This window comes from Geodermatophilus sp. SYSU D00663, assembly GCF_054050655.1.
Genome location: NZ_JBJGZT010000011.1, coordinates 46,270 through 67,213, shown reverse-complemented (window position 1 = coordinate 67,213; position 20,944 = coordinate 46,270). Strand labels below are relative to the sequence as shown.

Below are 20,944 nucleotides of genomic sequence, written 5' to 3'. Positions count from 1 at the left end.
GGGGCCCGCCGCGGGCGTGCGAGTGGTGGGGAGGAACGGGGTCCTCCGTCAGACCTGGTCGTCGCCGAAGACCGGGCGCAGGCCGCGCGCGGCGAGGATGTCGTCGTTGCTGGCGCCCGCGGCGACCATCGGCCACACCTGGGCGTCGTGGCCGACGACGAAGTCGATGACCACCGGCGCGTCGTTGATCGCCATGGCCTTCTCGATCACGGCGTCGACGTCGTCCTTGCTCTCACAGCGCAGGCCGACGCAGCCCATCGCCTCGGCCAGCACCACGAAGTCGGGGATGCGCACCGGCTTGGGCCGGCCCTCGTCGTCCACCGGGTGCAGCTTGGTGTTGGAGTAGCGGCCCTCGTAGAAGAGGGTCTGCCACTGCCGGACCATGCCGAGGTTGCCGTTGTTGATGATCGCGATCTTGACCGGGATGCCCTCGATGGCGCAGGTGGCCAGCTCCTGGTTGGTCATCTGGAAGCAGCCGTCGCCGTCGATGGCCCAGACCGTGGTCTCCGGGCGGCCGTACTTGGCGCCCATGGCCGCGGGCACGGCGTAGCCCATCGTCCCGGCGCCGCCGCTGTTGAGCCACGTGCCCGGCTTCTCGTACCGGATGAACTGCGCGGCCCACATCTGGTGCTGGCCCACGCCGGAGGCGTAGATCGCGTCCGGGCCGGCGATCGTGCCGAGCCGCTCGATGACGTACTGCGGCGACAGCGAGCCGTCCTCGGGCCAGTCGTAGCCCAGCGGGTAGCGCGCCCGCCAGTCGTCGAGCTGGGCCCACCAGGCGGCGAGGTCGGGCGTGCGGCCGGCGGCGTGCTCGGCGCGCAGCGCGGTCACGAGCTCCGCGATGGTCTCCTTCGCGTCGCCCACGATCGGCACGTCGGCCCGGCGGTTCTTGCCGATCTCGGCGGGGTCGATGTCGGCGTGGACCACCAGCGCGCCGGGCGCGAAGGAGGACAGCTGGCCGGTCACCCGGTCGTCGAAGCGGGCGCCGAGGGCGACGAGGACGTCGGCCTTCTGCAGCGCGGTGACCGCGGCGACGGTGCCGTGCATGCCGGGCATGCCCAGGTGCTGCGGCGAGCTGTCGGGGAACGCGCCGCGGGCCATGAGGGTGGTGACGACCGGCGCCCCGGTGAGCTCGGCGAGCTCCGCCAGCTCCTCGGTGGCGCGGGCCTTGAGCACCCCGCCGCCGACGTAGAGGACCGGCCGGCGGGCACCGGCGATCAGCGCGGCGGCCTCGCGGACCTGCTTGCCGTGCGGGCGGGTGGTCGGCTTGTAGCCGGGCAGGTCCAGCCGCGGCGGCCAGGAGAAGTCGGTGGTCGCCTGCAGCACGTCCTTGGGGATGTCGACGAGGACCGGGCCGGGGCGGCCGGTGGCGGCCAGGTGGAACGCCTCCGCGATCCGCTGCGGGATCTCCGCCGGGTCGGTGACCAGGAAGTTGTGCTTGGTGATCGGCATCGTGATGCCGCGGATGTCCGCCTCCTGGAAGGCGTCGGTCCCGATCGCGCCGCTGGGCACCTGGCCGGTGATCGCGACGATCGGCACCGAGTCCATGTAGGCGTCGGCCAGCGGGGTGACCAGGTTGGTCGCGCCCGGGCCGGAGGTGGCCATGCAGACGCCGACCCGGCCGGTGGCCTGCGCGTACCCGGTGGCCGCGTGCCCGGCGCCCTGCTCGTGCCGGACGAGGACGTGCCGCACGCGCGAGTCGAACAGCGGGTCGTAGGCGGGCAGGATCGCGCCGCCCGGGATGCCGAAGACGACGTCGACGCCCACGGCCTCGAGCGAGCGGACCAGGCTCTGCGCGCCGGTGATGCCGGTCGCGGGCTCGGCGGCGGACTCGGCGATCGAGCGGGCCGTCGTCTCGACACCGGTGAGGGCCTCGGCGGCCTCTCGGGTGGCGGACTCGCTCGGGGTGCTGGTCATGCGGGGCGTCTCCTGTGCCGGACGGGCGGGACGGGCGTGCGGTTCCGGGTGTCTGCTCGGTGTCGCCCGGGTGCGGGGAGGCTCCCGGCTGTCCGCCGGGCCGGCCCCGCCCCGGGCCTCGTGCCAACAAAAAACCCCTCGTGCCGTGGGCACAGAGGGGCGTAGCGCGTCGGTCGGGCGACCGGCGCGCTAGGCGACTACGAGGAGCAGGCGGGCGGAGGTCACGCGGACACTGTGCGCCTCGACCGCCGCGACGTCAACCAGGCTGTCCCACACAGTGGACTCGTGTCGTCCGTCTCATGGGACGGCGACGGGGACCGGGCCGTCCAGCGGGGCGGGGTCGAAGGCGTCGACCAGCGCCGGCAGCGCGGGGCCGGGGACCGGCCGGCCGATCAGCCAGCCCTGCAGGAACCGGCAGCCGAGCGCGGTGAGGACGGCCATCTGCTCGCGGGTCTCCACGCCCTCGGCGACGACGTCCATGCCGAGCGTGCGGCCGAGGTCGACGACGCTGCCGACCAGCGCCGCGCCGCGCGGGTCGGTGTCGATGCCGGACACGAAGCCGCGGTCCATCTTCAGCACCTGCACGGGCAGCCGGGCGAGGTAGGCCAGCGACGAGTAGCCCTTGCCGAAGTCGTCGAGGGAGACGATGCAGCCCAGCGCGGACAGCTCGGCGAGCTCGGCCAGCAGCCGCTCGTCGTCGTCCATGAGGACGCTCTCGGTGACCTCGACCATCAGCAGGTGCGCGGGCAGGCCCGAGCGCTGCAGGGCACGGGTGACGTCCTCGACCAGGCAGCGGGCCTGCAGGTGGCGCACGGAGATGTTGACGCCGAGCTTGAGGTCGCGGCCCTGCTCGACGAGGCGGGCGTGCTCGGCGGTCGCCGTCTGCAGCACCCACCGCTGCAGCGGCACGATCAGCCCGTCCTCCTCGGCCAGGCCGATGAACTCCTCCGGCGGCACGGGGCCGAGCACCGGGTGGTCCCAGCGCACGAGGGCCTCGACGCCCAGGACGCGGCGCTCCGCCACGCCGGCGACGGGCTGGTAGACCACCCGCAGCTGGCCCCGCTCGATGGCGGCGGGCAGGTCGCGGGCCAGCCGGCTGCGGCGGGCGGACTCCTCCACCAGCGCCTCCCCCGAGGCCCGGACGCCGTTCTTGCCCTGTGCCTTGACCGTGCGCAGCGCGAGGTCGGCCTCCCGCACGGTCGCCGAGGCGTCGGCGCCGGCGACCACCTCGGTGACGCCGACGCTGGCCGAGGTGCGCAGCACCGGGCCGGCGCCCTCCGGGTCGCCGGGGGCGGCGTAGCGCTGGGTGCGGTCCAGCCGCGCGACCAGCCGCTCGGCCAGGGCCAGCGCCTCGTCGGGACCGGCGTCGACGACGAGGGCGAACTCGTCGCCGCCGAGGCGGGCGACCAGGTCCCCGGCGCGGGCCTCGGCGCGCAGCGAGTCGGCCACCTCGCACAGCAGCCGGTCCCCCGCGTCGTGCCCGGCGACGTCGTTGACCGCCTTGAAGCCGTCGAGGTCGAGCAGCAGCACGCAGGAGCGCCGGCCGCGGGAGGCCTGGGTCAGGGCGCCGTCGAGGGCGGCCATGAAGCGGGCGCGGTTGGGCAGCCCGGTGAGCGAGTCGGTGTAGGCCAGCCGCTCGAGCTCGCGCTGCCCGGCGCGGCGCTCGGTGACGTCGCGCAGGTGCAGCACCAGCCCGTCGCCGGACCGGCGGCCCGCCGCGGGGGCGGCGCCGGACACCTCGACGTCGCGCCAGGTGCCGTCGGCGGCGCGCAGCCGGCCGGCCGCGGGCAGGCCGTCGGGCGTGCCGTCGCGCAGGGCGGCGGAGACGCGGTCGAGCAGGTCCCGGTCCCCCGGGTGCAGCAGGCCGGGCAGCACCCGGCCGATCAGGTCCTCCTCCGCGACGCCGAGCCGCTCGGCGACCGGGCCGGTCGCGGAGGTGACCCGGCCGGAGCCGTCGAGGACCAGCGTGACGGCGTCGCCGCTGTGCACCAGCGCGCGGAACCAGCCCTCGGTCCGCTCCAGGCGGCGGGTCAGGGCGGCGGCGTCCCGGGCCCAGTACAGCGTCCGCGCCGAGGTGAGGAGCACGAGCACGAAGGTCGCCGCGGCCTCGGCGGCGGGCAGCGGGCGGCCGGCGACGGTGCCGCCGGCGACCGCGAGCAGCGCGGCGGTGGCCGCGCCGTGGGCGAGCACGCCCCCGCGCAGGGGCAGCGTGCGGCGGCCGGCGTCGGCGACGGCGTGCGCGCCGGCGTCGGCCCGGGCGGCGCGCAGGCCGGCGGCGAGCACGGCCAGCCAGCCGAGCACGACGACCACACCCCATCCCGGGGCGGTGCCCGCCGACGTGCGGCCGAGCGCGCCGCCGACCGCGACCAGCGACATGGCGACGAAGGCGGCGAGCAGCCAGCCGGCGGCGCGGCGGCGGGCCTCGGGGACGGCGGTGAGGGTGACCAGGCCGATGCCGCACAGGAGCGCCCCGACCAGCGGGTGACCGGCCGCGATCAGGCCGCTGCCCGGCCCGCCGGTCCGGGCGACGAGGTCACCGAGCAGCACGCAGCCGAGCAGGGCGACGGCGACGGTGACGACGACGCCGTCGAGCAGCACCCGCGTGCCGAGCCGCCGGTGCGAGCGCGGCGGCAGCAGCAGGACGGCCGCCCCGACGGCGACCGGGACGCCGAGCAGCGTCGGGAGGTCCTCGACGCCGCCGGTGGCGAGGTCGCGACCGGGTGAGGCGAGGGCCAGGGCCCGGCCGAGCGCGAGCAGCGCGCCGGCGGCGGACAGCGCCCACCAGGGCCGGCCGGCGCGCCCCGGCATCCGGGCGGCACAGCGGGCGAGCGCCGCGGCCGAGGCGGCGGACGCCGTCCCGAGCGCGGCGGGCACCAGCCAGGCGGGCGCACCGGTGAGCAGGCCGGCGACGGTGACGACGCCGAGGACCGCCAGCAGGACCTGGACCGCCGGTGCGGCGCGGTCAGCCACGGCCGCCGGCCCGGACCGTGGAGGGCTCGACCGGCGGGACCGGGTCGGCCGAGGAGCCGACCAACCCCGGCCACAGCTGGCCGGCGCCGTCGCGCAGCAGCCGCACGAGGTCGGCCAGCGGCAGCGGGCGGGACAGCAGGAAGCCCTGCGCCTGGTCGACGCCCAGGCCGCGCAGCGCGCCGAGCTGGGCCGGCGTCTCGACGCCCTCGGCGACGACCTGCAGCCCCAGGGACCGGCCGACGGTGACGACCGCCTCGCACAGCGCGCGGCTCTGCCGGTCGCGGTCGACGCGGGAGACGAAGGACCGGTCGAGCTTGAGCACGTCGACCGGGAGCCGGGTGAGCAGGCCCAGTGACGAGGAGCCGGTGCCGAAGTCGTCCAGGGCCACGTGCACGCCCATCAGGCGCAGCGCCTCGGCGTCGACGGCCACGGAGTCCCCCTCGGCCAGCACGGTCGACTCGGTGACCTCCAGGACCAGCCGCTCGGGCGCCAGGCCGGAGGCGGAGAGCGCGCCGGCGACGTCGTCGACGAGGGTGCGCTCGGCCACGTGCGCGGCGGAGACGTTCATGCCGATCCGCAGGGGCCCGCCCCCGCCGGCGGGCAGCGCGGCGGCGGCCGCGGTGATCTCCCGCAGCGCCCAGCGCTGCAGCTCCCCGATGACCCCGGCCCGCTCGGCGATCGGCACGAACTCCCGCGGCGGGACCTCCCCCAGCTCCGGGTGCCGCCAGCGCAGCAGCGCCTCGACGCCGGAGACCCGCTTGTCGGCCATCGACACCACCGGCTGGAAGGCCAGCCACAGCTCCCCGCGGCCGGCGGCGCCGGGCAGGTCCGCGCGCAGCCGGTCGCGGCGGGCGGCGGCCGCGCCGAGCGCCGGCGTCCAGCAGGTGGCGCGGGCCGAGCGGGAGGCCCGGGCGGCCGCGACCGCGAGCTCGGCGCGGGCGCCGACCTCGGCGGCGCCGGTCCCCGGCTCGACGACGACCACGCCGACGGCGGCGGTGAGGTCGAAGACGCCGGCGGCGGTGGTCACCGGCTGCTCGAGCACGGCCAGGCAGCGGTCGGCGAGCAGCGCGGCGGTGTCGCCGTCGCCCTCGGCCAGGACGGCGAAGGTGCCGCCGACGAGCCGGGCGACGACCTCGTCGCCGCGGACGGCGGCGCGCAGCCGGCGGCCCAGCTCGACGAGGACGGCGGCGACGGCGTCGCGGCCGGCGTGCTCGCGGACCTCGTCCAGGCCGGCGACCTCGAGGAGCAGGACCGCGGACCCGGCGCGGGCGGTCGCGGGCTCCAGGGCCGCGTCCCAGCCGGCCCGGTTGGGCAGGCCGGTGAGCGCGTCGGTGAACGCCAGCTCCTCCAGCGCCCGCTCCCGGGCCACCCGCTCGGTCACGTCGCGGCAGTGCAGCACCACCGAGGCGACCGCCGGGTCGGCGCGCAGGTCGGAGACGCTGGCCTCCAGGCAGCGCCGCGCGCCGCCCGCGTCGCGGACGTGCAGCGTCACCAGCCCGTCGGTGCCGGCGTCGGTGCCGGCGCCGGCGTCGGCACCGAGGACCCGGCGCAGCGCGGCGGCGTCCGCGGGCTCCAGGGTCCCGGGCCGGTTCGCGGCACCCGAGAGCACGTCGCGACCGAGGAGCTCCGCCGGCGTGGCGCCGACCAGCGCGGCCATCGCCGGCGAGACCCAGCCGACGCGCAAGCGGCCGTCGAGGACGAGGACGGCGTCGCGGCCGGAGTGCAGCAGGTTGCGGAAGTAGGCCTCGTCGCGGCGCAGCCGGGCGCCGCGACGGTGGTCCTCGTGGGCGGTGACCCAGCGGTGTGCGGCCGCCAGGCCCACGCAGGCCAGCGCCCCGGCGAGGGTGACCGCGGTCGGCCGGGTGCCCAGCGCCAGCGACACGACGACCAGCGCGACCACGGCCACCAGTGCCAGGTGGGGCAGCACCGACCGCAGCGGGTCGGTGCGGCCGTCGGCCGCGCGGCGGGGGACGTCGGGGCCGGTGCCCGGGTCGAGCAGGCGGGCGAGGACCAGCACCGCCAGGCCGACGACGACGGCCACGCGGGTGACCGGGACGACGTCGTGCGCGCCGAGCAGCGTCGCGGAGGTGGCGGCGCCGCGCGCGGCGCAGAGCAGGACCAGACCGCCCAGCAGCACCGCGGCCATGCGCCGGCGGTGCGCCTCGACAGCCCCGAGGACGGTGAGGCCGGCGGCCATGGTGGCGGCCGCGGCCACGACCGCGGCGCCGAGGACGAGCTGGGCGCCCAGGGACAGCGCCGACCAGCTGTTGCCCGGGCCGACCAGCAGGAACTGCATGACGGCGAGCGCGGCGACGCCGAAGAGGGCGAGCTCGAGCGTCGTCCGCGGGCAGGTGCGCCGCAGGCTGGACCGCTCGACCATGCCGAGCAGGGCCACGACCACGAGGACGTAGCCGGGGACCGTGGGCAGCCAGCGCAGCACCACCGCGGACAGCACGGGGTCCGGCCGGGCCGTGCTGGTCAGGACCAGGCCGAGGACGGGGAACAGCGCCGCGGCGGCCAGCACCCGCCACGGCGGGGCGGAGGGGTCGCCGGTCCGGCTCAGCGCCAGCAGCGCGAGCGCGGTGAGCAGCCCGGCCAGGCCGGTGACGGCGTCGGAGACCGGGTCCAGCGCGGGCACGGCGACCGCCAGGGCGCACGCCGCCGCGGCCGGCACGGCGCACGCCAGCAGCCACCCGATCCGCCTGTCCACACCGGGGGTGTCGGCAGCGGCGCCCCCCGGGGACAGGCCCCGGGGAGCGCCCTCACCCCATCGGGGTGCCCGCGGTCAACCGCAGATCGCGCCGTTCGCCGCGGAGCCGACCAGCTTGGCGTACTTGCCGAGGACGCCGGTGGTGTAGCGCGGGGGCAGCGGCGCCCAGTCCGCGCGGCGGCGGGCCAGCTCGTCGTCGTCGACCAGCAGGTCCAGGGTGCGGGTGGTGAGGTCCAGCCGGACCGGGTCGCCGTCGCGGACCAGCGCGATCGGGCCGCCCTCGGTGGCCTCCGGCGCGACGTGGCCGATGCACAGGCCGGTGGTGCCGCCGGAGAACCGGCCGTCGGTGAGCAGCAGGACGTCCTTGCCCAGGCCCGCGCCCTTGATCGCGCCGGTGACGGCGAGCATCTCGCGCATGCCCGGCCCGCCCTTGGGCCCCTCGTACCGGATGACGACGACGTCGCCGGCCTGCAGCGTGCCCTCGGTGACCGCGTCCATGGCGCCCTGCTCGCCGTCGAAGACCCGGGCGGTGCCCTCGAAGACGTCGCGGTCGAAGCCGGCCGACTTCACCACGGCGCCCTCGGGCGCCAGCGAGCCGCGCAGGATCGTCAGGCCGCCGGTCCTGTGGATGGGCTGCGCCATCGCGTGGATGATCGCGCCGTCGGGGTCCGGCGGGGCGATCTCGGCGAGGTTCTCCGCCATGGTCTTCCCGGTCACGGTGAGCGTGTCGCCGTGCAGCAGTCCGGCGTCGAGCAGCGCGCGCAGGACCACCGGGACGCCGCCGATGCGGTCGATGTCGGTCATGACGTACCGGCCGAAGGGCTTGACGTCGGCCAGGTGCGGCGTGCGGTCGCCGATCCGGTTGAAGTCGTCGAGGGTGAGCTCGACCTGCGCCTCGTGCGCGATGGCCATGAGGTGCAGGACGGCGTTGGTGGAGCCGCCCAGCGCCATGACCACGGTGATCGCGTTCTCGAACGCCTCCCTGGTCATGATCTGCCGCGCGGTGATGCCCTTCCGCAGCAGGTTGACCACGGCCTCGCCGGAGGCGACGGCGAAGGCGTCGCGGCGGCTGTCGGGCGCCGGCGGGGCGGCGCTGCCGGGCAGGCTCATGCCCAGCGCCTCGGCGACGCTGGCCATGGTGTTGGCGGTGTACATGCCGCCGCAGGAGCCCATGCCGGGGCAGGCGGCGCGCTCGACGGCAGCCAGCTCGTCCTGGGTGATCAGCCCGCGGGCGCAGGCGCCGACGGCCTCGAAGACGTCGATGATCGTCAGGTCGTCGCGGTCGCCGAGCCTCCCCGGCAGCGTCGAGCCCGAGTAGAGGAAGACGCTGGCGAGGTCCAGCCGGGCGGCGGCCATGAGCATGCCCGGCAGGGACTTGTCGCAGCCGGCGAGCAGCACCGAGCCGTCGAGCCGCTCGGCGAACATGACCGTCTCCACCGAGTCGGCGATGACCTCGCGGCTGACCAGCGAGGCGCGCATGCCCTCGTGGCCCATGGAGATGCCGTCGGAGACCGAGATGGTGCCGAACTCCAGCGGGAACCCGCCGGCGGCGTGCACGCCCTCCTTGGCCCGCTTGGCCAGCCGGTCCAGCGAGAGGTTGCACGGGGTGATCTCGTTCCACGACGAGGCCACGCCGATCTGCGGCTTGTCCCAGTCGTCGTCGCCCATGCCGACGGCGCGCAGCATGGCCCGGGCCGGGGCCTTGGTGATGCCGTCGGTCACCTCGCGGCTGCGCGGCTTGACGTCGGCGGTGGTGCGGGGGTCGTCCACGGTCGTCACGCCCGCGAGCGTAGGCGCGGTGCCGGGGCGCTCCCAGACGCCGTCGATACTGGTACCGACACCACCACCCGGGAGCCGCCGTGTCCGCCACCGCCCGCCGGGAGCTCGGCGAGTTCCTGCGCTCGCGCCGCTCCCAGGTCGACCCGCGCGTCACCGGCCTGCCCGCCGGCGGCCCGCGGCGCACGCCGGGGCTGCGCCGCGAGGAGGTCGCGCTGCTGTCCGGGGTGAGCTCCACCTGGTACACGTGGCTGGAGCAGGGCCGCGACATCCGCCCGTCCCGGCAGGTGGTCGACGCGCTGGCCCGCACGCTGCGCATGACCCCGGCCGAGCACGGCTACGTGCTGCGGCTGACCGGCCACGGCGGCGCCGCACCCGGCGACCCCGACGGCGGGATGCCCGGCCACGTGCAGCGCCTGCTGGACGCGCTGGGCCCCTCCCCCGCCTACGCCATCACCGCCGACTGGTGGATCGCCGGGTGGAACCGCGCCTACGCGCGCTTCTACCCCGGGGTGGCGGCCGCCCCCGCGGACCGGCGCAACCTCCTGGAGCTGGTCTTCACCGACCCGGCGGTGCGGGCGCTGCTGGCGGACTGGGCCGGGGACAGCCGGCGGTTCCTCACCCAGTTCCGCGCCGAGGTGGGCCCGCGGCTGGCCGACCCGGCGGTCGTCGACCTCGTCGCCCGGCTCGAGGCGGCCAGCCCGGAGTTCCGCGCCGGGTGGGCCAGCCACGACGTCGACCGGTTCAGCTCCGCCGAGCGCCGCTTCGAGCACCCCGAGGTGGGCAGCCTGCTGCTGGAGCACCACCAGCTCACGCCCGCCGACGCCCCCGGGCTGCAGCTGGTCGTCTACACCGCGGCCGAGGGCAGCGAGAGCGCCGGGCGGCTGCGCGCGCTGGCGGGTCAGGCCGCCGGGGGCTGAGGGACGTCGAAACGGCCGCCGGACCACCCCGCCAGCCGCGGCAGGTCGCGGGCCCGCAGGACCGGCAGCGGCACCTCCCCGCCGCCGGTGGTGACCAGCCGCAGCCGGGCGTTGCGGCCCACGCGGATGCCGGCCAGGTCGTCCCAGGGCACCCGGCGCTGCCCGACCAGCCCGCGCGTGGTGATCGCCTCCTCGTCGACGTCGACGCCCACCCGCAGCACCCAGACCGCCGCCAGCAGCGGGAGCAGCAGGACGAGCGCGGCCCACGGCGAGGCGGCGGCGAAGGGCAGCACGCAGACGGCGAGGAAGACGACGGGGAGCAGCGCGACCCGGCTCAGCCGCATGCGCGCGAGGGTTGCCACGTCCCCATGATCCCGCGTCGCCGGACCCCGTTCCCGTGATCCGGCGTCAGTAGTCGCCGACGACGTCGGCCAGGGGTTCCCCGGCCAGCACGCGGCGCAGCTGCGCGACCACGGCGGCCTCCGCGCGGGCGGCGGTCTGCGGCACCGCCCCGCCCACGTGGGGGGTGAGCAGCAGTCCGGGCGCCGACCACAGCGGGTGCCCCTCGGGCAGCGGCTCGGGCTCGGTGACGTCGAGCGCGGCGCGCAGCCGGCCCGCGGTCAGCTCGGCCACCAGCGCGTCGGTGTCGACGACGACCCCGCGGGCGGCGTTGACCAGCAGCGCGCCGTCCCCCATCGCGGCGAGGAAGTCCGCGTCGACCAGGCCGGTGGTCTCCGGGGTGACCGGCACGACGAGGACGACGACGTCGGCGTGGGGCAGCAGCCGCGGCAGCTCGTCGGTGCCGTGGACGCCGTCGCGGGCGGTGCGGGCGACGTAGGTCAGCTCGACGTCGAAGCCGGACATCATCGCGCCGATCCGGCGGCCGATGTCGCCCGCGCCGACGACGAGCACCCGCGCGCCGACCAGCGAGGAGAACGTGCCGGGGCTCCACCGGCCGGCGTCCTGCGCGCGGACCAGGTCGGGCAGGCCGCGCTGGGCGGCCAGCGTCGCGGCCAGCACCCACTCGGCCGTCGACGGCGTGTGCGCGCCGCGGGCGTTGCACAGCACGACGCCCTCCGGCAGCCGGCCGACGAACCGCTCGGCGCCGGCGCTGACCAGCTGGACCAGCCGCAGCCGCGGGAGCGCGGCGAGGAACGCCTCGTCCGGGCTCGCGCCGCCGCTGGGCGGCACCCACACCTGCGCCCGCGCGGCCTCCTCCGGCGGCGGGCCGTCGGCGGGGTCGGCGCGGAAGGCGCGCACGCGCGGGGACAGCGCCTCCACCGCCGCGGCCATCTCCCGGGTGGGCACCAGGACGGTCAGGGTCTCGTCGGGGCCGACGACGTCGGACCCGCGGATCTCGGGAGCCACGGCTCCCGACCCTAGGAGGCGCCGGCGGCGACCTCCGGGCCGGGAACCGCCTGCGGGGCGAGGCCCTGGGCGGTGGCGATGCGCGCGTCCTCGGGCCGGACCACCGACAGCTGGGTGGACTCCGGCGGCAGCACCGTCTGGAACAGCCAGTCGGCCGCGACCCGCACCCGGTTGGCCATCGCCGGCATCGCGTAGAGGTGGTAGCCGCGGGTGACGACCTTGGCCAGCGGCCCGGTCAGGGGCACGCCCAGCGGCCGGGCCACGGCGTCCCAGCCGCCGAGGTCGGCGACCAGGCCGAGGTCGCGGTGCCGGTACCGGCGGGGCCGGCCGACGCCGAGGCTGGCGGCGACGTTGCGGCCGAGGACGGCGCCCTGCCGCTGGGCGTGCTGCGCCGTCGGCGGGGTGTCCGGCAGCTCGCCGTCCTGCTCCCCGGCGGCGAGGTCGGGGACGGCGGCGGCGTCGCCCGCGGCCCACACGCCGGGCGCCCCGGGGACGGCGAGGTCGGGGTCGACGGCGAGCCGGCCCCGGCGCAGCGGCAGCCCCAGCCGGCCGACGAGGGGGTGCGCGACGACCCCGGCGCCCCACACCAGCGTGCGGGTCGGGATCGTCTCGCCGTCGGTGAGGACGACGGCGTCCTCGTCGGCGGAGACCACCGACGTGCGCAGCCGGACGTCGACGCCGCGGCGGGCGAGCACGTCCAGCGCGCGGCGGCCGAGCTCGGGGCCCAGCTCCGGCAGCACCGCCGGCGCGAGGTCGACGAGCACCCACCGCACCTCGGCGGCGCGGGTGCGGTCCCACCGGCTCTCGATCCGGCGCAGCCAGCGCTGGGTCTGGGCGACCACCTCGGTGCCGGTGTAGCCCGCGCCGACGGCGACCACGGTGAGCCGCGCGGCGCGCTCGGCCCGGCCGGCCGGGGTGTCGGGCAGGGCGTCGGCGAGGTCGAGCTGCTCGAGCAGGTGGTCGCGGAGGAACACCGCCTCGACCAGCGTCTTGAGCGCCCGGCCGTGCTCGGGGACGCCGGGGACGGGCACCTGGCGGGTCACCGCGCCCGGGGTGAGCAGGAGCCGGTCCCACGCCATCGCCGTCGGGGTACCGTGCGCCGGCCGCAGCGTGAGCGACCGCGCGGCCAGGTCGACCTCCTCGACCCGGCCCAGGACCAGGCGCACCCGGGGCAGCAGCCGCCGCAGCGAGACCGCGATGTGCCGCGCCTCGACCACGCCGGTGGCCACCTCGGGCAGCAGCGGGCTGTACAGCAGGTAGTCCGTCGGCGTGACCAGGACCAGGTCGGCGGCGTCCGGGGGGAGCAGCCGCTGCAGCCTGCGCAGGGCGGTGAGTCCGGCGAAGCCGCCGCCGACGGTGACCACCCGCGGCCGCCCGCCGCCGTCTCCCGCGATCCGCATGCCGGCCTCCGCTGCTCGCCCGGGTGAGGACGGCAACCTACCGGGGACGGGCACCGCTCCGGGGCGCTGCGCGCGTGCCGGAGCGGTGCCCGGCGTGCGGCTGCCGGTGGCGTCGCGCCCGTACTGTGGAGCGGGTGAGGCGGCAGCGGGGACGGCGCGGCGCCGCGGCGGGCTGCGCGGTCGCCCTGGCGCTCGTGCTCGCCGGCTGCGGCGAGGACGGCTACGAGCCGGCCGGGCCGTTCCGGCCGCTGCCCGAGGGGGCGCCGCCCGAGGTCGGGCCGCCCACCGAGTCCTCCCCCGCGCCCTCGCCCGGCGACCCCGCGGACCCCGGCTCCGGCACCACCGCCGGCGACCCGAACGTCGTCGCCACCGACCTGCTGGTGCCCACCGGGCTGGTCGTGCTGCCCGACGGCAGCGCGGTCGTGGGCGAGCGGGAGACCGGCCGGCTGCTGCACGTCTTCCCCGACCGGTCGCCCGCGCAGGAGCTCATGGTCCTGCCCGGCGTCGACACCGGCGGCGACGGCGGGCTGCTCGGCCTGGCGCTGTCCCCCACGTTCGACGAGGACGGGCTGTTCTACGCCTACGTCTCGACGGCCACCGACAACCGCGTCGTCCGCTTCCCGCTCGGCGGCACGCCCAACCCGGTGCTCACCGGCATCCCCCGCGGTGAGGTGCACAACGGCGGCGGGCTCGCGTTCGCCCCCGACGGCACCCTGTTCGTCGGCACCGGCGACACCGGCAACCCGGCGCTGGCGCAGGACCCGGCCTCGCTCGGCGGCAAGGTGCTGCACGTCGACGTCTTCGGCCAGCCCGCGACCGCCTCGGGCCCCGTGTACAGCCGCGGCTTCTCCGACGTCACGGCGGTCTGCCCGTCCGGCGACGAGGCGGGCACGCTCTACGCCGTCGACGAGTCCTCCGCCGGGCCCGACGAGCTCAACGAGCTGGTCGAGGGCAGCGACCACGGCTGGCCGGCCGCCGGCCCCGGGACGATGGCGCCGCTGTTCGAGGTCGGCAACGCCGAGGGCGGCCTGGGCGGCTGCGCCGCCGCGGGGACCACGGTGTTCCTCGGCGCGCTCGACGGCCAGCGGGTGCACGTCGTCCAGCTCGACGGCGACGGCGGGGTCAGCGGGGACCCGACCGAGCTCATCAGCGGCCGCTACGGCCGGCTGCGCACCGTCGTGCTCGACAGCGAGGGCGCGCTGTGGGTGACCACGTCCAACCGGGACGGCATCGGCGCCCCCGCCGAGGACGACGACAAGGTGCTGCGGATCCTGCCGCCGTCGTCGACCGGCTCCTCCCCCGTGTGACCGTGCACTCCCGCGGACCCGCACGGTGCGGATCCGCGGGAGTGCCCGCAGGTCAGCTGCCGAGGACGCGCTCCTCGAGCATCCGGCGCACGGTCGGGGCGTCGGCCTGGCCGCGGGTGGCCTTCATGACCTGCCCGACCAGCGCGCCGAGCGCCTGGACCTTGCCCGAGCGCACCTTCTCCACGACGTCGGGCGCGCCGGCGATCGCGGCCTCGACGGCGGCGACGAGCTCGTCGGACTCCCCCATCACCGCCAGGCCCCGGGCCTCGACGACGGCGCGCGGGTCGCCCTCGCCGGCCAGGACGCCGTCGAGCGCCTGACGGGCCAGCTTGTCGTTGACGGTGCCCTCGGCGACCAGCGCCGTCAGCTCGGCGACCTGGGCCGGGGTGACGGCGAGGTCGGCGAGCTCGACGCCGGCGTCGTTGGCCCGGCGGGCGAGCTCGCCCAGCCACCACTTGCGGGCGTCGGCCGGCGTGGCGCCGGCGGCGACGGTCTGCTCGACCAGCCCGAGCGCCCCGGCGTTGACCAGCCAGGTCATCTCGGTGGCCGACAGGCCCCACTCCTCCTGCAGCCGGCGGCGGCGGGCGGCGGGCAGCTCGGGCAGCCCGGCGGCCAGCTTCTCCACCCACTCGGCGTCGGGCGCGAGCGGCACGAGGTCGGGCTCGGGGAAGTACCGGTAGTCGGTCGCCTCCTCCTTGCTGCGGCCCGGCGAGGTGCTGCCGGTGTCCTCGTGGAAGTGCCTGGTCTCCTGCAGCACCCGCCCGCCGGCGTCGAGGACGGCGGCCTGCCGGCGCATCTCGTAGCGCACCGCCCGCTCCACCGACCGCAGCGAGTTGACGTTCTTGGTCTCGGTGCGGGTGCCCCACTCCAGGCTGCCGATCGGCGCGAGCGAGGTGTTGACGTCGCAGCGCAGGCTGCCCTGCTCCATCCGCACGTCCGAGGCGCCGAGGGTCTGGATGATCTCGCGCAGCTCGGTGACGTAGGCGCGGGCGACCTCGGGGGCCATGGCGCCGGCGCCGGCCACGGGGCGGGTGACGATCTCCACCAGCGGGATGCCGGCGCGGTTGAAGTCGACCAGCGAGTGGTCGGCACCGTGGATGCGGCCGGTGGCGCCGCCGACGTGCAGGTTCTTGCCGGTGTCCTCCTCGAGGTGCACCCGCTCGATCTCCACGCGGTAGGTCTCGCCGTCCACCTCGACGTCGAGGTGCCCGGCGGTGCACAGCGGCTCGTCGTACTGGCTGGTCTGGAAGCCCTTCGGGATGTCCGGGTAGAAGTAGTTCTTCCGGGCGAAGCGCGACCAGGACGCGATCCGGCAGCCCAGCGCCAGGCCGATCCGGATGGTCGACTCGACGGCGGTGGCGTTGGCCACCGGCAGCGACCCGGGCAGGCCGAGGCAGACCGGGCAGGTCTGGGTGTTGGGCTCGGCGCCGAACGTCGTCGAGCAGCCGCAGAACATCTTCGACTCGGTGCCCAGCTCGACGTGGGTCTCCAGGCCGATGACCGGCTCGTAGCGGGTGAGGACGTCGTCGAGGTCGACGAGGGGCTCGGTCACGGGGTGGGCCCTCCCTTCGGGGTGGTGCTGCGGCCGGTGACCCAGGCACCGAGGCCGGTCAGCACGCCCAGGACGATGAAGACGGCGAAGACGGCCCTGCCGGTGACCAGCCAGAGCACCAGGCCGGCCAGGACGACGAAGGCCACCAGGCCCCAGGCGGCCTTGAGCGGGCCGGTCACGCGGCACGCTCCGCGAGCCGGTCGGCGAGCGGCGCGCCCTGGGCCGCCTCGACGGCGGCGGCCACCCGGTAGCAGCGGTCGTCGGCCAGCGCCGGCGCCATCACCTGCAGGCCGACCGGCAGCCCCTCCGACAGCCCGCACGGCACCGAGATGGCCGGGACGCCGGCCAGGCTCGCGGGCAGCGTGCACAGGTCGGCGGCGTACATGGCCAGCGGGTCGTCGACGCGGGCGCCGATCGGCCAGGCCACCGTCGGGCTGGTCGGGCTGACCAGCACGTCGACGCCGCCGTCGAAGGCGGCGGAGAAGTCGCGGGTGATGAGCGAGCGCACCTTCTGCGCCTGGCCGTAGTAGGCGTCGTAGTAGCCCGCCGACAGCGCGTAGGTACCGAGGATGATCCGGCGCTTGACCTCGGCGCCGAAGCCCTGCTCGCGGGTGAGCGCCATGACCTCGTCGATGTCGCGGGTGCCGTCGTCGCCGACCCGGATGCCGAACCGCATGCCCTCGAAGCGGGCCAGGTTCGACGACGCCTCGCTCGGCGCGATCAGGTAGTACGCCGGCAGCGCCAGCCCGAACGACGGGCAGGAGACCTCGTGCACCTCGGCGCCGGCCGCCTCCAGCAGCGCGACCGACTCGGCGAACCGCTCGAGCACGCCGGCGTCGTAGCCCTCGCGCGCGCCCTCGCCGCCCAGCTCCCGGACGACGCCGACCCGCAGGCCGGACAGGTCACCGCCGGCGCCGCGGCGGGCGGCCTCGACGACGGTGGGCACGGGGGCGTCGATGCTCGTGGAGTCGCGCGGGTCGTGACCGCCGATCGCCTCGTGCAGCAGGGCGGCGTCCATGACCGTGCGGGCCATCGGGCCGGCCTGGTCGAGGCTGGAGGAGAACGCGATCAGGCCGTAGCGCGACACCGAGCCGTAGGTGGGCTTGTGGCCGACCAGGCCGGTGACCGCTGCGGGCTGGCGGATCGAGCCGCCGGTGTCGGTGCCGAGCGCGAACGGGGCGAGCCGGCCTGCCACCGCGGCGCTGGAGCCGCCCGAGGAGCCGCCGGGGATGCGGTCGCGGTCCCACGGGTTGCGGGTGACCTTGTAGGCGGAGTTCTCGGTGGACGAGCCCATCGCGAACTCGTCCATGTTGGTCTTGCCGAGCAGCACCGTACCGGCCTCGTGCAGCCGGGTGGCGACGGTGGCCGAGTACGGCGGTCGCCAGCCCTCGAGGATCCGCGAGCCGCTGGTGGTGGGCACGCCCTCGGTGACGAAGACGTCCTTGAGCGCGACCGGGATGCCCGCGAGCCCCGTGCCGGCGGTGCCCGAGGCGTCGATCTCGCCGGCCCGCCGCAGCGCGGCCTCGGCGTCGACGTGCAGGTAGGCGCCGAGGTCGCCGTCCTCGGCGGCGATGCGGTCCAGGTGGGCGCGGGTGACCTCGACGGCGGAGGTCTCGCCGGCGGCGAGCGCGCTCTGCAGCGCGGTGACCGGCAGGGCGGTGAGGTCGCTCACTCCTCCTCCCCCAGGATGCGCGGCACGCGGAAGCGGCCGTCCTCGGCGGCGGGCGCGCCGGCCAGGACGGCGTCGCGCGGCAGGCACGGGGTGGCGACGTCGTCGCGCAGCACGTTGGTCAGCGGGACGGCGTGGGTCATCGGGGCGACGTCCTCGACGTCGGCGCGCTGCACCTGGGCCACCGCGTCGAGGACCGCGCCCAGCTGGCCGGCGAAGCGGTCGAGCTCCTCGTCGGTGACGGCCAGCCGGGCCAGCCGCGCGAGGTGCGCGATGTCCTGGCGGCCGAGGGCGGGCGACGCTCCGCGGTCGGGCGTGGTGGGGCTCATGCTGGGGGAGGACTCCTGTCGTCGGCGCCGGCCGGCGCCAGGGACGCAACCTGTTCACTGTACGTGGGGACGGTGGGGCGCCGGTCCGGCCGGGCGCGGTGCTCGACCCCGGGCTCCGCATGGGGGAAGCTGCTCGGACCCACGATCGACGGAGATCGGCTCACCTCGTCGCCTGCGGAGGCACCCGTGTCCTATCTCCTGCGGCTGGTCGTGCCCGACCGTCCCGGTCTGCTCGGCGCGGTGGCGACCGCCCTGGGCACGGCGGGCGTCGACATCGTCTCGGTGGACGTGCTGGAGCGCGGCAACGGCGTCGCCGTCGACGACGTCGTGGTCGACCTCCCGCCCGGCCGGCTCCCGGACAGCCTGATCACCGCCGTGCAGTCGGTGCCCGGCGTCCAGGTGGAGACACTGCGCCCCTTCGCCGGGCAGCTGGACACCCACCGCGAGCTCGACCTGCTCGAGGGGCTGGCCCGGGCGGCCGAGTCACCTCCGCCCACCCTCGCGGTCAAGCTGCTGGCCGCCGAGCTGCCGCGGGTGTTCCACAGCGGCTGGGCGGCGGTGCTGCACGCCGACGGCGCCGGCGGCTGCGAGGTGCTGGCCGCCTCCGACGCGGCACCGGCGTTCGAGGGCATGCGGCTGCCGTGGCTGCCGCTGTCCTCGCCGCGGCTGCTGCCCAGCGAGGACGACTGGCTGCCCGAGCGCTGGCGGGAGATGGCCGTCGAGATGATGGCCGCGCCCTTCGGCGACCCGCACACCGCCGTCGTCCTGGGGCGCTCGGGCGGGCCCGCCTACCGCCGCTCGGAGCTGCTGCGGCTGACCCACCTCACCGGGATCGCCGCCAGCGTCGCCCACCTGCCCCCGGCCTGACTCACTCCCCCGCCGGCTCGCTCCCGTCGCCGGTCGTCGCGACCGCGCGGGCGGCCTCGGGCCCCTCCTCGAGCAGCACGCGCAGGCCGTCGTCGTCGAGGATCGGCGCCTTGACCTGCACGGCCTTGTCGTACTTGCTGCCGGGGTCGGCGCCGACCACCACGAAGCCGGTCTTCTTCGACACCGACCCGGTCACCTTGCCGCCGCGCTCCTGGATCGCGGCGATCGCCTGGTCGCGGCTGTAGTCGCGCAGCGACCCCGTGACGACGACGGTGACGCCGGTCAGCGGCCCGGGCGGGGTGTCCTCGCCGGCGTCGGCCAGCTTCACGCCGGCCCGGCGCCACTTCTCCACGACCTCGCGGTGCCAGTCGACGGCGAACCAGTCGCGCACCGAGCGGGCGATGGTCGGGCCCACGCCGTCGGCGGCGGCGAGCTCCTCCTCCGACGCCTCGGCGATCCGGTCCAGCGAGCGGAAGTCGCGGGCCAGCGCCTGGGCGGCGGTCGGCCCCACGTGCCGGATCGACAGGGCCACGAGCACCCGCCACAGCGGCACGTCCTTGCGCGCCTGCAGGTTGGCCAGCAGCCGCTGCCCGTTGGCCGAGAGCGTGCCGTCCTTCTTGGTGAAGAAGTCGGTGCCGCGGAGCTTCTCCTCGGTGAGGTCGAAGACGTCGCCCTCGTCCTCGAGCAGGTGCTCGGCCAGCAGCGCGATCGCAGCCTCGTAACCGAGCACCTCGATGTCGAAGGCGCCGCGGCCGGCCACGTGGAAGACGCGCTCCCGCAGCTGCGCCGGGCAGGACCGGGCGTTCGGGCAGCGGATGTCGGCGTCGCCCTCCTTCTCGTGCCGCAGCTCGGTGCCGCACTCGGGGCAGTGCGTCGGCATGACGAACTCGGTCTCGTCGCCGGTGCGCGCGGCGACGACGGGCCCGAGGACCTCGGGGATGACGTCGCCGGCCTTGCGGATGACGACCGTGTCGCCGATGAGCACGCCCTTGCGCTTGACCTCGCTGGCGTTGTGCAACGTGGCCAGCTGCACGGTGGAGCCGGCGACCTTGACCGGCTCCATGTAGGCGAACGGCGTCACGCGGCCGGTGCGCCCGACGTTGACCCGGATGTCGAGGAGCTTGGTGGTGGCCTCCTCCGGCGGGTACTTGAACGCGATCGCCCAGCGCGGCGCCCGCGCCGTCGAGCCCAGCCGCCGCTGCAGCGCGACCTGGTCGACCTTGACGACGACGCCGTCGATCTCGTGCTCCACCGAGTGCCGCTGCTCGCGGTAGCGCTCGACGTAGGCCCACACCGCCTCGAGGTCGTCGACCACCGCGAACCGGTCGCTCACCGGCAGGCCGAGCGCGCGCAGCCGCTCGTAGGCCTCCGACTGCCGCTCCGGCTCGAAGCCGCGCCGCGCACCGAGGCCGTGCACCACCAGCCGCAGCGGCCGGGAGGCGGTCACCCGCGGGTCCTTCTGCCGCAGCGAGCCCGCTGCGGCGTTGCGCGGGTTGGCGAACGGCGGCTTGCCCTGCTCGACCATGCCGGCGTTGACGTCGGCGAAGGCCGCCGTCGGGAAGTAGATCTCGCCGCGCACCTCCAGCAGCGCGGGCACGTCGTCGCCGGTCAGCTGCTGCGGGACGTCGGCCATCGTGCGCACGTTGGGGGTGACGTCCTCCCCCGTCGTCCCGTCGCCGCGGGTGGCCGCGCGGACCAGCCGGCCGTCCTCGTAGACCAGCGCGACCGCGACCCCGTCGACCTTGAGCTCGCACAGCCAGCGCACGCCCGCCCCGGCGTCGCGGGTGACCCGCGCGGCCCACGCCGACAGCTCGTCGGCGTCGAAGACGTTGTCCAGGCTCTGCATGCGCTCGAGGTGCCGGACCGGGGCGAAGGTGGCGGTGAACCCGCCGTTGACCTTCTGGCTCGGCGAGTCCGGCGTGACCAGCGCCGGGTGGTCGGCCTCGATGGCCTTGAGCTGGGCCATGAGCTCGTCGTACTGACCGTCGCTGACCAGCGGCTCGTCGCGCACGTAGTACGCGAAGGCGTAGCGGTCGAGCTCCTCGGACAGGTCGCGGTGGCGCGTGCGCGCGTCGTCGGGGACCTCGGTGAGGTCCTCCCGCTCGGCGACCGCGGCGACGTGCGGGGTGTCCAGCTCGGCGTCCGTGCTCACGCGGGCA

General features: G+C 76.6%; 15 protein-coding genes. 3 read left to right on the top strand and 12 right to left on the bottom strand.

Annotation, left to right across the window (positions count from 1 at the left end):
* Positions 1–48: 48 nt before the first annotated feature.
* From ACI79Z_RS10550 to ilvD, 4 genes are all read right to left on the bottom strand, one after another.
* Complete coding sequence (locus tag ACI79Z_RS10550) at positions 49–1,917, bottom strand: acetolactate synthase large subunit (RefSeq protein WP_456902596.1); 1,869 nt, start codon at positions 1,915–1,917, stop codon at positions 49–51.
* Positions 1,918–2,214: 297 nt separating this feature from the next.
* On the bottom strand, positions 2,215–4,887 hold the full coding sequence (locus tag ACI79Z_RS10545) for a putative bifunctional diguanylate cyclase/phosphodiesterase (protein WP_456902595.1): 2,673 nt from the start codon (positions 4,885–4,887) through the stop codon (positions 2,215–2,217).
* A complete protein-coding gene (locus tag ACI79Z_RS10540) occupies positions 4,880–7,597 on the bottom strand; it encodes a putative bifunctional diguanylate cyclase/phosphodiesterase (RefSeq protein WP_456902594.1) in 2,718 nt (905 codons plus the stop codon). Before ACI79Z_RS10540 ends, ACI79Z_RS10545 begins: the two co-directional genes overlap by 8 nt.
* Before the next feature lie 75 nt (positions 7,598–7,672).
* On the bottom strand, positions 7,673–9,376 hold the full coding sequence (gene ilvD / locus ACI79Z_RS10535) for a dihydroxy-acid dehydratase (protein ID WP_387992642.1): 1,704 nt from the start codon (positions 9,374–9,376) through the stop codon (positions 7,673–7,675).
* 80 nt (positions 9,377–9,456) lie between these two features.
* Here ilvD and ACI79Z_RS10530 point away from each other — a divergent pair, with 80 nt between their 5' ends.
* Positions 9,457–10,293: a helix-turn-helix transcriptional regulator gene (locus tag ACI79Z_RS10530; protein WP_387992640.1), complete on the top strand. Its 837-nt coding sequence runs from the start codon at positions 9,457–9,459 to the stop codon at positions 10,291–10,293.
* Here ACI79Z_RS10530 and ACI79Z_RS10525 read toward each other — a convergent pair.
* Genes ACI79Z_RS10525 through ACI79Z_RS10515 form a run of 3 tightly spaced genes read right to left on the bottom strand, consistent with a single transcriptional unit; the run spans position 10,275 to position 13,061 of the window.
* Positions 10,275–10,655 carry a PH domain-containing protein gene (locus ACI79Z_RS10525; RefSeq protein WP_387992637.1) on the bottom strand — a complete coding sequence of 127 codons (381 nt, stop codon included), beginning with the start codon at positions 10,653–10,655 and terminating at the stop codon, positions 10,275–10,277. The genes ACI79Z_RS10530 and ACI79Z_RS10525 overlap by 19 nt on opposite strands.
* Positions 10,656–10,701: 46 nt before the next feature.
* Positions 10,702–11,661, bottom strand: a complete 960-nt coding sequence (locus ACI79Z_RS10520) for a 2-hydroxyacid dehydrogenase (protein ID WP_456902593.1) — start codon at positions 11,659–11,661, stop codon at positions 10,702–10,704.
* An 11-nt stretch (positions 11,662–11,672) separates the two neighbouring features.
* The gene (locus tag ACI79Z_RS10515; protein ID WP_387992631.1) at positions 11,673–13,061 is read right to left on the bottom strand and encodes an NAD(P)/FAD-dependent oxidoreductase; all 1,389 of its coding nucleotides are present in this window, start codon (positions 13,059–13,061) and stop codon (positions 11,673–11,675) included.
* Between the two features lie 134 nt (positions 13,062–13,195).
* Here ACI79Z_RS10515 and ACI79Z_RS10510 point away from each other — a divergent pair, with 134 nt between their 5' ends.
* Complete coding sequence (locus tag ACI79Z_RS10510; protein ID WP_456902592.1) at positions 13,196–14,368, top strand: PQQ-dependent sugar dehydrogenase; 1,173 nt, start codon at positions 13,196–13,198, stop codon at positions 14,366–14,368.
* Between the two features lie 52 nt (positions 14,369–14,420).
* On the opposite strand, the gene gatB is transcribed toward ACI79Z_RS10510, so the two are convergent.
* From gatB to gatC, 4 genes are read right to left on the bottom strand one after another with little or no spacing between them, the layout of a single operon-like run.
* Positions 14,421–15,920, bottom strand: coding sequence for an Asp-tRNA(Asn)/Glu-tRNA(Gln) amidotransferase subunit GatB (gatB, locus tag ACI79Z_RS10505; RefSeq protein WP_456902591.1), 1,500 nt, complete (start codon positions 15,918–15,920; stop codon positions 14,421–14,423).
* Positions 15,917–16,099 carry a hypothetical protein gene (locus tag ACI79Z_RS10500; RefSeq protein WP_387992622.1) on the bottom strand — a complete coding sequence of 61 codons (183 nt, stop codon included), beginning with the start codon at positions 16,097–16,099 and terminating at the stop codon, positions 15,917–15,919. Before ACI79Z_RS10500 ends, gatB begins: the two co-directional genes overlap by 4 nt.
* Positions 16,096–17,592, bottom strand: coding sequence for an Asp-tRNA(Asn)/Glu-tRNA(Gln) amidotransferase subunit GatA (gene gatA, locus ACI79Z_RS10495; protein WP_456902590.1), 1,497 nt, complete (start codon positions 17,590–17,592; stop codon positions 16,096–16,098). The genes ACI79Z_RS10500 and gatA overlap by 4 nt, the downstream gene beginning before the upstream one ends.
* A complete protein-coding gene (gatC, locus tag ACI79Z_RS10490) occupies positions 17,589–17,918 on the bottom strand; it encodes an Asp-tRNA(Asn)/Glu-tRNA(Gln) amidotransferase subunit GatC (RefSeq protein ID WP_387992616.1) in 330 nt (109 codons plus the stop codon). The genes gatA and gatC overlap by 4 nt, the downstream gene beginning before the upstream one ends.
* Before the next feature lie 186 nt (positions 17,919–18,104).
* Here gatC and ACI79Z_RS10485 point away from each other — a divergent pair, with 186 nt between their 5' ends.
* Positions 18,105–18,785 (top strand): ACT domain-containing protein, encoded by a 681-nt coding sequence (locus ACI79Z_RS10485; RefSeq protein ID WP_456902589.1) that lies wholly within the window; start codon positions 18,105–18,107, stop codon positions 18,783–18,785.
* Position 18,786: 1 nt separating this feature from the next.
* Here ACI79Z_RS10485 and ligA read toward each other — a convergent pair whose 3' ends face one another.
* Positions 18,787–20,937, bottom strand: a complete 2,151-nt coding sequence (gene ligA, locus ACI79Z_RS10480; RefSeq protein WP_456902588.1) for an NAD-dependent DNA ligase LigA — start codon at positions 20,935–20,937, stop codon at positions 18,787–18,789.
* Positions 20,938–20,944: the final 7 nt, after the last annotated feature.

Coding starts and splice junctions, on each gene's coding strand:
- ACI79Z_RS10550 (WP_456902596.1), bottom strand. CDS start 1,917: ATGACCAGCACCCCGAGCGAGTCCGCCACCCGAGAGGCCGCCGAGGCC.
- ACI79Z_RS10515 (WP_387992631.1), bottom strand. CDS start 13,061: ATGCGGATCGCGGGAGACGGCGGCGGGCGGCCGCGGGTGGTCACCGTC.
- gatC (WP_387992616.1), bottom strand. CDS start 17,918: ATGAGCCCCACCACGCCCGACCGCGGAGCGTCGCCCGCCCTCGGCCGC.